The organism is Pseudomonas sp. R28(2017), from assembly GCF_002112505.1.
Lineage (GTDB): Bacteria > Pseudomonadota > Gammaproteobacteria > Pseudomonadales > Pseudomonadaceae > Aquipseudomonas.
Genome location: NZ_NEHW01000010.1, coordinates 182,422 through 195,578, shown reverse-complemented (window position 1 = coordinate 195,578; position 13,157 = coordinate 182,422). Strand labels below are relative to the sequence as shown.

The window sequence follows — 13,157 nt, the reverse complement described above, 5'->3', positions numbered from 1 at the left end:
CCAGAACGCAGGGGCTGGCCCGATAACGTCGTAGAACGCTGCATAACCACTGAATTAGATAGGGAAGGAACACCACCATGGCATTGACCAAAGACCAACTGATTGCCGATATCGCTGAAGCCATCGACGCGCCAAAAACCACCGCTCGCAATGCGCTGGAGCAACTGGGCCAGATCGTTGCCGACCAACTGGAAAACGGCGCTGAAATCACCCTGCCAGGCATCGGCAAGCTGAAAGTCTCCGAGCGTCCTGCCCGTACCGGCCGCAACCCTTCGACTGGCGCTGCCATCGAAATCGCTGCCAAGAAAGTCGTCAAGTTCGTACCGGCCAAAGGCCTGACCGACGCAGTCAACAAGTAATCGGTTGACGCATTGACGAAACCGCGCCCGGCTTGCCCGGGCGCGGTTTTTTCATGCCTGCGATTTACCCAGGGCGTGCCAGGCCTGGCGAGCGGTGGCGTCCTGGAAGCTCCAGGCGACCATGCGGCTCTGCTTCTGGCCCTGGCCCATCTCGGTGATGCGCACGGCCTTGGCGCCGGCCTTCTTCAGCGCCGCCTCGATGCCCGGCAGGTTGCTGGCCTTGGACACCAGGCTGGTGAACCACAGCACCTGCTGGGCGTATTGCACGCTTTCGCCGACCAGCTGGGTGACGAAGCGGATCTCGCCGCCCTCGCACCACAGTTCGTTGTTCTGCCCGCCGAAATTGAGCACCGGTAGTTTGCGCTTGGGGTCCTGCTTGCCGAGGTTCTTCCACTTGCGCTGGCTGCCACGGGTGGCTTCCTCGCGCGAGGCATGGAAGGGCGGGTTGCACAGGGTCAGGTCGAAGCGCTCGTCCGCTTGCAGCAGGCCGCTGAGGATGTGCTTGGGGTTGGCTTGCTGGCGCAGGCTGATGCCCTTGCTCAAACCGTTGGCTTGGACGATGGCCTTGGCCGAGGCCAGGGCAACCGGGTCGATGTCCGAGCCGAGGAAGCGCCAGCGGTAATCGCTATGGCCGAGCAGCGGGTAGATGCAGTTGGCGCCAACTCCGATGTCCAGTGCGCGAACCGGGGCGCCCCTGGGTACCTCGCCGGCATTGTCCTCGGCCAGCAGGTCGGCAGCCACGTGGAGGTAGTCGGCGCGGCCGGGAATCGGCGGGCACAGGTAATCGGCCGGGATATCCCAGTGCTGGATGCCGTACTGCGCCTTGAGCAGGGCACGGTTGAACACCCGCACAGCTTCGGGGTTGGCGAAGTCGATGCTGGGTTTGCCGTGGGGGTTGGTGATGGTGAAGCGGGCCAGGTCAGGGTGGGCCTTGATCAGGCTGGGGAAGTCGTAGCGGCCCTGGTGGCGGTTGCGCGGGTGCAGGGTGGGTTTGTTCTGGGTCATGCTCGGGTCCGGTGTTGCGTGCGCTGGCCAGAGGGCCGCTGTGCAGCCCATTCGCGGCCAAGGCCGCTCCCACAGGATAGTGGTGCTCCTTGAAGGCAGCATCATTCCTGTGGGAGCGGCCTTGGCCGCGAACGAGGGCGAAGCCCTCGCCGGTCAGATCAGCAATGTCAGGTTACAGCGCTGCAATCCGCGCATGCTGCTCGGTGAAGTTGGCCAGGGCCTGCTCGGACTCGGCCAGCTTGGCGCGCTCCTTCTCGATCACCGCGGGCGGTGCCTTGTCGACGAAGGCCGCGTTGGACAGCTTGCCGCCCACGCGCTGGACTTCACCCTGCAAGCGCTGGATTTCCTTGTTCAGGCGAGCCAGTTCGGCGTCCTTGTCGATCAGGCCGGCCATCGGCACCAGCACCTGCAGGTCGCCAACCAGAGCGGTTGCCGACAGCGGTGCTTCGTCGGCGTCGCCGAGTACGGTGAACGATTCGACCTTGGCCAGCTTCTTCAGCAGGGCTTCGTTTTCCTGCAGGCGACGCTGGTCGTCGGCGTTGGCGTTCTTCAGGAACAGCGGCAGCGGCTTGCCCGGGCCGATGTTCATCTCGGCGCGGATGTTGCGCAGGCCGACCATCAGCTCCTTGAGCCACTCGATATCACCTTCGGCGGCGGCATCGATGCGGGCCTCCACGGCCACTGGCCATGGCTGCAGCATGATGGTCTTGCCTTGGATGCCGGCCAGCGGCGCGATGCGCTGCCAGATTTCTTCGGTGATGAACGGCATGAACGGGTGCGCCAGGCGCAGCGCCACTTCCAGCACGCGCACCAGGGTGCGACGGGTGCCGCGAGCGCGCTCGACCGGGGCGTTCTCGTCCCACAGTACGGGCTTGGACAGCTCCAGGTACCAGTCGCAGTACTGGTTCCAGATGAACTCGTACAGCGCCTGGCTGGCCAGGTCGAAGCGGAACTGCTCGAGCTGGCGGGTCACTTCGGCTTCGGTGCGCTGCAGCTGCGAGATGATCCAGCGGTCGGCCAGCGACAGCTCGTAGGCTTCGCCGTTCTGGCCGCAGTCTTCGCCTTTGTCGAGCACGTAGCGGGCGGCGTTCCAGATCTTGTTGCAGAAGTTGCGGTAGCCTTCGACGCGGCCCATGTCGAACTTGATGTCGCGGCCGGTGGAGGCCAGCGAGCAGAAGGTGAAGCGCAGGGCGTCGGTGCCGTAGCTGGCGATGCCTTCAGGGAACTCGGCCTTGGTCTGCTTGGCGATCTTCTCGGCAAGCTTGGGCTGCATCATGCCGCTGGTGCGTTTTTCCAGCAGGGCGTCGAGGGTGATGCCGTCGACGATGTCCAGCGGGTCGAGCACGTTGCCCTTGGACTTGGACATCTTCTGGCCCTGGCCGTCACGCACCAGGCCGTGCACGTACACGGTCTTGAACGGTACCTGCGGGGTGCCGTCCTCGTTCTTGATCAGGTGCATGGTCAGCATGATCATGCGCGCAACCCAGAAGAAGATGATGTCGAAGCCGGTCACCAGCACGTCGGTGGAGTGGAACTTCTTGAGGAACTCGGTCTGCTCCGGCCAGCCCAGGGTGGAGAAGGTCCACAGGCCCGAGCTGAACCAGGTGTCGAGCACATCGTCGTCCTGGCGCAGGTTCACTTCGCTGCCGAGGTTGTGCTTGGCGCGGACTTCTTCTTCATTGCGGCCGACATAGACCTGGCCGGCCTCGTCGTACCAGGCCGGGATGCGGTGGCCCCACCACAGCTGGCGGCTGATGCACCAGTCCTGGATGTCGCGCATCCACGAGAAATACATGTTCTCGTACTGCTTGGGCACGAACTGGATGCGGCCATCTTCCACGGCTTCGATGGCAGGTTCTGCCAGCGGCTTGGTGGAGACGTACCACTGGTCGGTCAGCCACGGCTCGATGACGGTGCCCGAACGGTCGCCTTTCGGCACTTTCAGGGCGTGGTCGTCGATGCTCACCAGCAGGCCCTGGGCGTCCAGGTCGGCGACGATCTGCTTGCGGGCGACGAAGCGGTCGAGGCCGGCGTACTGGGCAGGCAGGCTGGTATCGACCAGCTCGTTGAGGCTGCCGTCGAGGTTGAAGGCCTGGGCGGCGGGCAGCACCAGGGCGTTCTTGTCGAAGATGTTCAGCAGCGGCAGGTTGTGGCGCTTTCCGACTTCGTAGTCGTTGAAGTCGTGGGCCGGGGTGATCTTCACGCAGCCGGTGCCGAATTCCGGGTCGCAGTAGTCGTCGGCGATGATCGGGATGCGGCGGCCGACCAGCGGCAGCTCGACGAACTTGCCGATCAGTGCCTGATAGCGCTCGTCGGTCGGGTTGACGGCGACCGCGGCGTCACCCAGCAGGGTTTCCGGACGGGTGGTGGCGACGACCAGGTAGTCCTTGCCCTCGGCGGTCTTGGCGCCGTCGGCCAGCGGGTAGCGCAGGTTCCACAGGTGGCCCTTCTCGTCGTGGTTTTCCACTTCGAGGTCGGAAATGGCCGTGTGCAGCTTGGTGTCCCAGTTGACCAGGCGTTTGCCGCGGTAGATCAGGCCATCCTCGTGCAGGCGCACGAAGGCTTCCTTGACCGCCTCGGACAGGCCGTCATCCATGGTGAAGCGCTCGCGGCTCCAGTCTACCGACGAGCCCAGGCGGCGGATCTGGCGGCTGATGTTGCCGCCCGATTGATCCTTCCATTCCCAGACCTTCTCCAGGAACTTCTCACGGCCCAGGTCGTGACGGTTCTGGCCCTTGGCCTCGAGCTGGCGCTCGACCAGCATCTGCGTGGCGATACCGGCGTGGTCGGTACCGGGCTGCCACAGGGTGTCGCGGCCTTGCATGCGGCGGAAACGGATCAGGGCGTCCATGATCGCGTTGTTGAAACCGTGGCCCATGTGCAGGCTGCCCGTCACGTTCGGTGGCGGGATCATGATGGTGTAGGACTCGCCTGCACCTTGTGGAGCGAAATAGTTTTCGGACTCCCAGGTGTTGTACCAGGAAGTTTCGATGGCGTGCGGCTGGTAGGTCTTATCCATGCGCGGCGGGACCCTGTGCATTTATTCGGGAAAGCCGGGAAGTATAACCAAGCTGGGGGCCGCAGGCGACAAACTGCTGACAACTGTCGGAACAGTGGCGACTGCTTCGCGGGCAAGCCCGCTCCCACAGGTGCAGCACAGTCTTCAGAATTGTGGTGATCCTGTGGGAGCGGGCTTGCCCGCGAAGCAGGCAGCAAAGATCTTGAGTTTTACTCGGAGCGCTTGATCAATCGTTCGATCCGCGCATCCAGGCGGCGCTTGATCTCGTTCTCGATATGCGGGGTGAAGTCGTTGATCACGTCTTGCATGATCATCTGTGCGGCGGCGCGCAACTCGCTCTCCAGGTGCAGCAGGGTGTCCTGGCGGCGGGTTTGCGGATCATCTTCGGGTTCAGCTGCTACAGGCTCGGCTTCAGGCGCCGCATTGCCTGCGGGCACATCAAGCAACAGCGGAATCTGCTCGACCGTTTCGGTCAGCAGCGGCGGCTGCAGGTCGGCATCGCCGAGCAACTGGCGAATCGATTCCAGATCGTCCAGCAGATGGGCGGAATCGGGTAGGGCGGAAGGCTTGTCCATCGTCGTTAAAGTCGCTGTAAGCGGTGGTCTTGCAGAGCATAGCCCTGTTCGCGGTAGAAACGGAACCGCTCGCGGGCCAATTGGCGAATGCCGGGCTCCTCGACAACGATCTCGGCCACCCGCTCGAACTGGCCGACGAAGCCCGGCACATCGGCGCCCAGGTTGATCAGCAGGTCCCGGTGTTCGCCGGCAGTGTCCGCCAGGCCCAGGGCAACCGAAGCGTGCGCGTGTTCTTCAGCCAGGTCGTGGGGCACGAAGGCTTCGCCCTTGAAGCGCCACAGGCGTTGATCCAGCTCGTTGCGCTGTTCGGCGTTCTGGCAGTGCAGGTAGACCCGGTGGCCGAGGCGCCAGGCTTTCTCGCACAGCTTGCAGGCGAAATCCAGCCGCGCTGACAGCGAGTCGGTGGGCAGGATATAGAAATCGACTTTGCTCATGGTGGGCTCTGCCAGCCGACGGCGCCGGGGGCGCCGCCAGCTTCACGGCATCAGGCGCCAGCGCGGTCGAGCAGGTACTGGGTCAGCAGCGGGACCGGGCGCCCGGTGGCGCCCTTGTCCTTGCCGCCGCTGATCCAGGCCGTGCCGGCGATGTCCATGTGCGCCCAGTTGTAAGCCTTGGCGAAGCGCGACAGGAAGCAGCCAGCGGTGATGGTGCCGGCTTTCGGCCCGCCGATGTTGCCCATGTCGGCGAACGGGCTGTCCAGTTGCTCCTGGTACTCGTCGAACAGCGGCAGCTGCCAGGCACGGTCGTCGGCACGCTTGCCGGCGTCGAGCAGCTGGCCGACCAGCTCGTCGTTGTTGCCCATCAGGCCGGAAGTGTGGCTGCCCAGGGCGACGATGCAGGCACCGGTCAGGGTGGCGATGTCGATCACCGCCTGCGGCTTGAAGCGCTCGGCGTAGGTCAGGGTGTCGCACAGCACCAGGCGGCCTTCGGCGTCGGTGTTGAGGATTTCGACGGTCTGGCCACTCATGGTGGTGACGATGTCGCCTGGGCGGGTGGCGCCGCCGCTTGGCATGTTCTCGGCGCAGGCCAGCAGGCACACCAGGTTGATCGGCAACTGCAGCTCGAGGACCGCACGCAGGGTGCCGAACACGCTGGCGGCGCCGCACATGTCGAACTTCATTTCATCCATGCCGGCGCCAGGCTTGAGGCTGATGCCGCCGGTATCGAAGGTGATGCCCTTGCCCACCAGCACGAACGGCTTGTCGGCCTTCTTGCCGCCCTGGTAGTTGAGCACGATCAGGCGTGGCGGCTGGTCGCTGCCCTGGCCAACGGCATAGAACGCGCCCATGCCCAGGTCCTTGATCTTCTTCTCGTCCAGCACTTCGACCTTCAGGCCCTTGTGAGCCTTGCCCAGGTCCTTGGCCTGCTCGGCCAGGTAGCTCGGGTGGCACAGGTTGGGCGGCAGGTTGCCCAGGTCGCGGGTGAAGGCCATGCCGGTGGCGATGGCGCTGGCGTGCTTGACGGCGCGCTCGACCTCGGCCAGGCCGGCCTTGTCGGCCAGCAGGGTGACTTTCTTCAGGGCGCGCGGTTCGGCCTTCTGGCTCTTGAAACGGTCGAACACGTATTCGCTGTCGAGCAGGGTCTCGGCCAGCAGGCGGTACTTGCCGTAATGAGCGTCGCGGTTGCTGACGGCGATGTCGTCCAGCGCCAGCACCGCATCGCCGCCGTTCAGGCCCTTGAGCACGCCGGCCACGCTGGCGACCAGTTTGCGCCAGGCACGGTCACCAAGGGCTTCGTCCTTGCCGCTGCCGACCAGCAGCACGCGCTCGGCCTTCAGGCCCGGCAGGTTCTGCAGCAACAGGGTCTGGCCAGGCTTGCCGGCCAGGTCGCCACGCTTGAGCACCGCGCTGATGGCGCCTTCGGTGGCTTGGTCGACGGCCTTGGCAACGGTACCGAGCTTGCGCCCTTCACCGACCGGTACGACCAGGGTGGCGGTTTTTACGGATGCAGCAGCTACGCTTTTTACAACCAGTTCCATGTCAGGGTCCCCGAATGATCTATGCAGTTGGCGCTATGCGTTTTCGCGCTCTGGACGGGCCTGGCCGCGTTGTCGCGCACCAGTGGAAAAGCTGCCAGTTTGAGCCTCCCGCCAGCGTGCTGACAACCCCGATGTTGGCCTTCATGCGCAGCCAAGTGACAGGCGCGGCCAATCACAGGATAATGCGCGCACTTTACATGGAGGTTCGCCCTAGGCGAACCGGCTTTGGTCCTGGCTGTCACAGGCCAATGTTTGGCAGTCCGCCCCTGACAACCCAGGAGTGTCTGGTTTGATCGTCTTTCGTTATCTGTCCCGCGAGGTCCTGGTGACCTTGAGCGCCGTCAGCGCCGTGCTGCTGGTGATCATCATGAGCGGGCGCTTCATCAAGTACCTGGCCCAGGCGGCCCAGGGTATTCTCGACCCGGGCGTGCTGTTCCTGATCATGGGCTTCCGCATGCCAGGCTTCCTGCAGCTGATTCTGCCGCTGGGCCTGTTCCTCGGCATTCTCCTGGCCTACGGCCGGCTGTACCTGGAAAGCGAGATGACCGTCCTTTCGGCGACCGGCATGAGCCAGCAGCGTCTGCTGGGCCTGACCATGGCGCCGGCGGCGCTGGTCGCCGTGCTGGTCGCCTGGCTGAGCCTGAGCCTGTCACCACTGGGCGTTGCCCAGGTGCAGAAGATCATCGCCCAGCAGGATGCCATGACCGAGTTCGACACCCTGGTGCCGGGCCGCTTCCAGACCCTGCGCGACGGTTCGCGGGTCACCTACACCGAGCAGCTGTCGGACGACCGCGTCAAGCTGGCCGGGGTGTTCATTTCCGAGAAGCGCTTCAACCAGGACAAGACCAAGGACCGTGCACCGTCGGTGCTGGTCGCCGAAAAAGGCCATCAGGAAATACAGGCCGATGGCAATCGCTACCTGGTGCTGGAAAACGGCTACCGCTACGACGGTAACCCGGGCCAGGCCGACTACCGTGCCATCAAGTACGACACCTATGGCGTCTTGCTGCCCAAGCCGGAAGTTGCCGAGGAAGTGACCGATCGCGAAGCGATCCCGACCCTCGAGCTGTTCGGCAAGACCGACCTGCGCGAGCGTGCCGAGCTGCAATGGCGCCTGTCGCTGCCGATCCTGGTGTTCATCGTGACCCTGATGGCGGTGCCGCTGGCCAGGGTCAACCCGCGCCAGGGCCGCTTCCTCAAGCTGCTGCCGGCGATTCTTCTGTACATGGCTTACCTGACAATGCTGATTTCCGTACGCGGCGCCCTGGAGAAGGGCAAATTGCCGATTGGCCTTGGCATCTGGTGGGTGCATGGCCTGTTCCTGCTGATCGGCCTGGCCCTGATGTACTGGGAACCGCTGCGCCTGAAAATGGCGGCTCGTCGTGCGGAGGTGGCCCGTGGCTAAACTCGACCGTTATATCGGCCAGAGCGTGCTGCTGGCCATTCTGGCCGTGCTGGGGATCATCCTCGGCCTGGCCTCGCTGTTCGCCTTCATCGACGAGATGGGTGAACTGAGCGACACCTACACCTTGCTGGATGCCGGCAATTTCGTCCTGCTGACCGCCCCGCGGCGGCTGTACGAAATGCTGCCGATGGCGGCCCTGATCGGCTGCCTGATCGGCCTTGGCAGCCTGGCCAGCAACAGTGAGCTGACCATCATGCGCGCCGCCGGTGTCTCCATCGGCCGCATCGTCTGGGCGGTGATGAAGCCGATGCTGGTGCTGATGCTGGTCGGCCTGCTGATCGGTGAGTACGTCGCCCCGGTGACCGAGAACAAGGCCCAGGCAGACCGTTCCCTGGCCCAGGGCGGGGGCGAAGCACAAAGCTCCCGGCACGGCATGTGGCACCGCCAGGGCGAGGAGTTCGTGCACATCAACTCCGTGCAGCCCAATGGCTTGCTGCTGGGCGTGACCCGCTACCGCTTCGACGACGAGCGCAAGATCCAGACCTCGAGCTTTGCCCGTCGTGCCCAGTACACCAACGACCACTGGACGCTCAGTGATATCAGCACCACCTACTTCCACGGTGACCGTACCGAAGTGGTGAAGGCGCCTACGGAGCTCTGGGACGTTTCGCTGACACCGCAACTGCTCAATACCGTGATCATGGCCCCTGAGTCGTTGTCGATCACCGGGCTGTGGGACTACATCCACTATCTTTCCGACCAGGGCCTGAACAATGCCCGCTACTGGCTGGCATTCTGGACCAAGGTGCTGCAGCCGATGGTGACTGCAGCGCTGGTGCTGATGGCGATTTCCTTCATCTTCGGCCCGCTGCGTTCGGTCACCCTCGGCCAGCGCGTGTTCACCGGCGTGCTGGTGGGCTTCGTGTTCCGCATCGGCCAGGACCTGCTGGGCCCGTCGAGCCAGGTGTTCGGTTTCCCGCCGCTGCTGGCGGTGGTGATTCCGGCCGGCATCTGCGCGGTGGCCGGCCTGTGGTTGTTGCGCCGGGCTGGTTGATGGCCTGAACTAGCTGAAAAAGCCGACCCTGGGGTCGGCTTTTTTGTGCCTACTTTTTCTGCTTCGGCACCCGCACCAGCTGGGTTTCCGAATAGATGTCATGCCAGCCACGCTTACGCTTGTCGATCAGCGACCAGAAGAACCCGAGCCCCAGGCACAGCCAGGAGGCAATCGACACCACGAAGCGCAACAGTGCCTGCCACAGGCTGATCGCGCTGCCATCGGCGTTCTGCACGCGAACGCCCCACACCTGCATGCCCAGCGTCTGCCCGCCATGGGTCCAGAATTTGGCAAAGAAGCCGAACAGGGCGAACAGCAGAATGGTCGAGAGCAGCGGGTCGCCATCCAGCGCGCCGGCTTCGGTCAGTTCACGCATGCGGGCTTCGCCGATGATCGCCATCTGGATCATCTTGTAGGCCCCGGCGGTGACGATCAGCAGTGCCGTGCACAGCAGGAAGTCGTAGAACATCGCCGCCAGGCGTCGGCCCAGGCCGACCGGTGGGAAATCACCCTGGGGGGAGAGCAGAGGCTTGGACATGCAGTACAGCTCCAAATGGCGAAGCCGCTATTCTACGGGCAAAAAAAAGCCCCTGCACATGGCAGGGGCTTTTTGGGAGTCGGGCTTGTGCTCAGACAGGCTGGACTTTGTCAGCCTGCATGCCTTTCTGGCCTTGGACTGCTTCGAAGGTGACCTTCTGGCCTTCTTTCAGGCTCTTGAAGCCGTTACCTTCGATGGCACGGAAGTGCACGAACAGATCCGGACCGCTTTCTGGGGTGATGAAACCGTAACCTTTTTCGTCATTGAACCACTTGACGGTACCGTTCTGACGCTCAGCCATTGTCTTATTTCCTATGAAGCTTAAATTTTGATGACAGTTTCTTTCACGTTATATATGAGTGAAAGATTACTGGGCTGGGTTGCAGGAAAGTAAGAGACGTCGAACGGGTTGTAGCAAATCTCGGCTACTGGCCCAGGTCACGAACTGTTGCGACCCATGCAAACACAGTGCAGTGACTCTACGCCAACTCCCAAGAAAAAAACAAGCCCTTGGTCGTATGGAAAATCGGCGTTTTTCCGATAACCGACAATTTTGTCGGAAACGGCATGGCGCCTGGCCTGGCGCCATGTTCAAAAGTTATTGGGCAGGTTCGAAATCGAATATGTCACACCTGCCCGCACACCTCAGGCCGTACCTTCAACCCCGGTAGTAACGCTGTGCAACGAAAGGCATTTTGCTGACTTTCAAGGCAACCTTCTTGCCACGAACCACGGCAAACAATGCGGTGTCGAGTGCACTGTGTTCGATATCGACATAGCCCATCGCAACCGGGGCACCGAGTGTCGGGCCGAAACCGCCACTGCAGACTTTGCCTACTGTTTTATCGAACGCATCGACAATATCCGCACCTTCACGCACGGGCGTCCGTTCTTGCGGCAACAGGCCCACCCGTTTGCGCGCTACACCTTGTTGCTGCTGAGCGAACACCGCCTCGGCGCCGGGGAAGCCACCGGCACGGGCACCGTCGGCGCGACGGACCTTGGACACTGCCCAGAGCAGGCTGGCCTCGACCGGCGTAGTGGTGGTGTCCATGTCGTGGCCGTACAGGCACAAGCCGGCTTCCAGGCGCAGCGAGTCGCGGGCGCCCAGCCCGATAGGCTGCACTTCAGGTTCCGCCAGCAGGCGGCGCGCCAGGGCTTCGGCAGCGCCAACCGGCACCGAGATCTCGTAGCCGTCTTCGCCGGTGTAGCCCGAGCGGCTGACGAAGCAGTCTTCACCGAGCAGTTTCACCGGGCGGAACTGCATGAAGGTCATGCCTGCCACTTCCGGCGCCAGGCGTTCCAGCACCTTGACCGCAGCGGGGCCTTGCAGGGCGAGCAGGGCACGCTCGGCGAACAATGGCTGCACTTCGCAACGGTTGCCGATCCGTTGTTGCAGGTGGGCCAGGTCCTGGTCCTTGCACGCCGCGTTGACCACCAGGAACAGGGTGTCGTCACCGAGGTTGGCGACCATCAGGTCGTCGAGGATGCCGCCTTGCTCGTTGGTGAACATGGCATAGCGCTGCATCCCCACCGGCAGGTCGATGATGTCCACCGGCACCAGCGACTCCAGCGCCTTGGCGGCATCGGCGCCACGCAGGACGATCTGGCCCATGTGCGAGACATCGAACAGGCCGGCCTGTTCACGGGTGTGCAGGTGCTCCTTGAGCACGCCCAGCGGGTACTGCACCGGCATGTCGAAGCCGGCGAACGGCACCATGCGCGCGCCCAGCTCCAGGTGCAGGGCGTGCAGCGGGGTCTTTTGCAGTGTTTCGGACATCGATGACTCCTTAGTTTTTTTATTGGGTCAACATTCGATGATGTTGACGGCCAGACCGCCGCGGGCGGTCTCCTTGTATTTGCTTTTCATGTCGGCGCCGGTCTGGCGCATGGTGCGGATCACCTTGTCGAGCGACACGTAGTGCTGCCCGTCACCGCGCAGGGCCATGCGCACGGCGTTGATGGCTTTCACCGAGCCCATGGCGTTGCGCTCGATGCAGGGCACCTGGACCAGGCCGCCAATCGGGTCGCAGGTCAGGCCGAGGTTGTGTTCCATGCCGATTTCAGCGGCGTTCTCCACTTGCTGCGGGGTGCCGCCCATCACTTCGCACAGGGCCCCCGCAGCCATCGAACAGGCCACGCCGACCTCGCCCTGGCAGCCGACCTCGGCCCCGGAAATCGAGGCGTTCTCCTTATACAGGATGCCGATGGCCGCAGCGGTGAGCAGGAAGCGCACCACCCCGTCCTCGTTGGCACCCGGGACGAAGCGCATGTAGTAGTGCAACACCGCCGGGACGATGCCCGCCGCGCCGTTGGTGGGCGCAGTGACCACGCGCCCGCCGTAGGCGTTTTCCTCGTTCACTGCCAGGGCGTAGAGGTTGACCCAGTCCAGCACCGAGAGTGCATCGCGCAAGCTGGCCTCCGGATGGCGGCTTAGCTGGCGGTACAGCGCCGGGGCGCGGCGCTTGACCTTGAGCCCGCCGGGCAGGATGCCTTCGTGCCGGTAACCGGCTTCGACGCAGTCCTGCATCACTTGCCAGATGTGCAGCAGCCCGCTGCGGGTTTCGCGCTCGGGGCGCCAGGCAGCCTCGTTGGCCAGCATCACCTGGCTGATCGACATTTGCTGTGCGGTGCAGTGGCCGAGCAGTTCCTTGGCGGTCTTGAACGGGTAGGCCAGTACGGTGCTGTCCTCGACGATGCGGTCCTGGCCGGCAGCGTCCTCGTCCACCACGAAACCGCCACCCACGGAGTAGTACTCCCTGCTGCGGATTTGCAATCCGGCTGCATCGAACGCCCGAAAGATCATGCCGTTGGGGTGATAGGCCAGGGGCTTGCGGATCATCGCCAGGTGCTGCTTCTCAACGAAGGCGATGGCCTGCTCACCGAGCAGGCTGAGCTGGCCGCTGGTGCGGATGGCCTGCAGGCGGGCGGGGATGGTTTCGGTGTCGACGGTATCAGGGTGCTCGCCTTCCAGGCCGAGCAATACCGCCTTGTCACTGCCGTGGCCCTTGCCGGTGGCGCCCAGCGAGCCATACAGCTCGGCCTTGACGCAAACGGTGCTGGCCAGCAGGCCATCGCGGCGCAGCCCTTCGGCAAAGCGCGCGGCGGCGCGCATCGGGCCGACCGTGTGGGAGCTGGAGGGGCCGATGCCGATCTTGAACAGGTCGAAGACGCTCAAAGACATGGGAACCTCCTGCCAGATGCGTTGGGCGGACGGTGAACCC

General features: G+C 63.7%; 12 protein-coding genes. 3 read left to right on the top strand and 9 right to left on the bottom strand.

What is annotated here, in order from left to right:
- The first annotated feature begins 77 nt into the window (after positions 1–77).
- On the top strand, positions 78–359 hold the full coding sequence (locus CAF78_RS18780; protein WP_027920195.1) for an HU family DNA-binding protein: 282 nt from the start codon (positions 78–80) through the stop codon (positions 357–359).
- 51 nt (positions 360–410) lie between these two features.
- Here CAF78_RS18780 and rlmF read toward each other — a convergent pair whose 3' ends face one another.
- The 5 genes from rlmF to CAF78_RS18755 form a co-directional block, all read right to left on the bottom strand.
- A complete protein-coding gene (gene rlmF, locus CAF78_RS18775) occupies positions 411–1,364 on the bottom strand; it encodes a 23S rRNA (adenine(1618)-N(6))-methyltransferase RlmF (protein ID WP_085673560.1) in 954 nt (317 codons plus the stop codon).
- Positions 1,365–1,536: 172 nt separating this feature from the next.
- Complete coding sequence (locus CAF78_RS18770) at positions 1,537–4,383, bottom strand: valine--tRNA ligase (protein WP_085673558.1); 2,847 nt, start codon at positions 4,381–4,383, stop codon at positions 1,537–1,539.
- A 209-nt stretch (positions 4,384–4,592) separates the two neighbouring features.
- On the bottom strand, positions 4,593–4,958 hold the full coding sequence (locus CAF78_RS18765; RefSeq protein ID WP_085673556.1) for a DNA polymerase III subunit chi: 366 nt from the start codon (positions 4,956–4,958) through the stop codon (positions 4,593–4,595).
- A gap of 5 nt (positions 4,959–4,963) precedes the next feature.
- Positions 4,964–5,392, bottom strand: a complete 429-nt coding sequence (locus CAF78_RS18760) for a DNA polymerase III subunit chi (RefSeq protein WP_085673554.1) — start codon at positions 5,390–5,392, stop codon at positions 4,964–4,966.
- Positions 5,393–5,442: 50 nt separating this feature from the next.
- Positions 5,443–6,936, bottom strand: a complete 1,494-nt coding sequence (locus CAF78_RS18755; RefSeq protein ID WP_085673552.1) for a leucyl aminopeptidase — start codon at positions 6,934–6,936, stop codon at positions 5,443–5,445.
- A 289-nt stretch (positions 6,937–7,225) separates the two neighbouring features.
- On the opposite strand from CAF78_RS18755, the gene lptF reads away from it, so the two are divergent.
- Both lptF and lptG read left to right on the top strand, forming a co-directional pair.
- A complete protein-coding gene (gene lptF, locus CAF78_RS18745) occupies positions 7,226–8,341 on the top strand; it encodes an LPS export ABC transporter permease LptF (RefSeq protein ID WP_085673548.1) in 1,116 nt (371 codons plus the stop codon).
- On the top strand, positions 8,334–9,395 hold the full coding sequence (gene lptG / locus CAF78_RS18740; protein WP_085673546.1) for an LPS export ABC transporter permease LptG: 1,062 nt from the start codon (positions 8,334–8,336) through the stop codon (positions 9,393–9,395). Before lptF ends, lptG begins: the two co-directional genes overlap by 8 nt.
- A gap of 49 nt (positions 9,396–9,444) precedes the next feature.
- Here the strand turns inward: lptG and CAF78_RS18735 are convergent, their stop codons facing one another.
- The 4 genes from CAF78_RS18735 to CAF78_RS18720 form a co-directional block, all read right to left on the bottom strand.
- A complete protein-coding gene (locus tag CAF78_RS18735; protein WP_085673544.1) occupies positions 9,445–9,933 on the bottom strand; it encodes an RDD family protein in 489 nt (162 codons plus the stop codon).
- Positions 9,934–10,024: 91 nt separating this feature from the next.
- Positions 10,025–10,234 (bottom strand): cold-shock protein, encoded by a 210-nt coding sequence (locus CAF78_RS18730; protein ID WP_016392187.1) that lies wholly within the window; start codon positions 10,232–10,234, stop codon positions 10,025–10,027.
- A 357-nt stretch (positions 10,235–10,591) separates the two neighbouring features.
- Positions 10,592–11,713: a glycine cleavage system aminomethyltransferase GcvT gene (gene gcvT / locus CAF78_RS18725; protein WP_085673542.1), complete on the bottom strand. Its 1,122-nt coding sequence runs from the start codon at positions 11,711–11,713 to the stop codon at positions 10,592–10,594.
- A 27-nt stretch (positions 11,714–11,740) separates the two neighbouring features.
- The gene (locus CAF78_RS18720) at positions 11,741–13,117 is read right to left on the bottom strand and encodes an L-serine ammonia-lyase (protein ID WP_085673540.1); all 1,377 of its coding nucleotides are present in this window, start codon (positions 13,115–13,117) and stop codon (positions 11,741–11,743) included.
- Positions 13,118–13,157 lie beyond the last annotated feature (40 nt).

Bases quoted from the DNA above. Each gene is read 5' to 3' on its own strand.
- CAF78_RS18765 (WP_085673556.1), bottom strand. From the start codon at position 4,958: ATGGACAAGCCTTCCGCCCTACCCGATTCCGCCCATCTGCTGGACGAT.
- CAF78_RS18720 (WP_085673540.1), bottom strand. From the start codon at position 13,117: ATGTCTTTGAGCGTCTTCGACCTGTTCAAGATCGGCATCGGCCCCTCC.
- CAF78_RS18755 (WP_085673552.1), bottom strand. From the start codon at position 6,936: ATGGAACTGGTTGTAAAAAGCGTAGCTGCTGCATCCGTAAAAACCGCC.
- CAF78_RS18760 (WP_085673554.1), bottom strand. From the start codon at position 5,392: ATGAGCAAAGTCGATTTCTATATCCTGCCCACCGACTCGCTGTCAGCG.
- rlmF (WP_085673560.1), bottom strand. From the start codon at position 1,364: ATGACCCAGAACAAACCCACCCTGCACCCGCGCAACCGCCACCAGGGC.
- CAF78_RS18770 (WP_085673558.1), bottom strand. From the start codon at position 4,383: ATGGATAAGACCTACCAGCCGCACGCCATCGAAACTTCCTGGTACAAC.
- gcvT (WP_085673542.1), bottom strand. From the start codon at position 11,713: ATGTCCGAAACACTGCAAAAGACCCCGCTGCACGCCCTGCACCTGGAG.
- CAF78_RS18780 (WP_027920195.1), top strand. From the start codon at position 78: ATGGCATTGACCAAAGACCAACTGATTGCCGATATCGCTGAAGCCATC.
- CAF78_RS18735 (WP_085673544.1), bottom strand. From the start codon at position 9,933: ATGTCCAAGCCTCTGCTCTCCCCCCAGGGTGATTTCCCACCGGTCGGC.
- CAF78_RS18730 (WP_016392187.1), bottom strand. From the start codon at position 10,234: ATGGCTGAGCGTCAGAACGGTACCGTCAAGTGGTTCAATGACGAAAAA.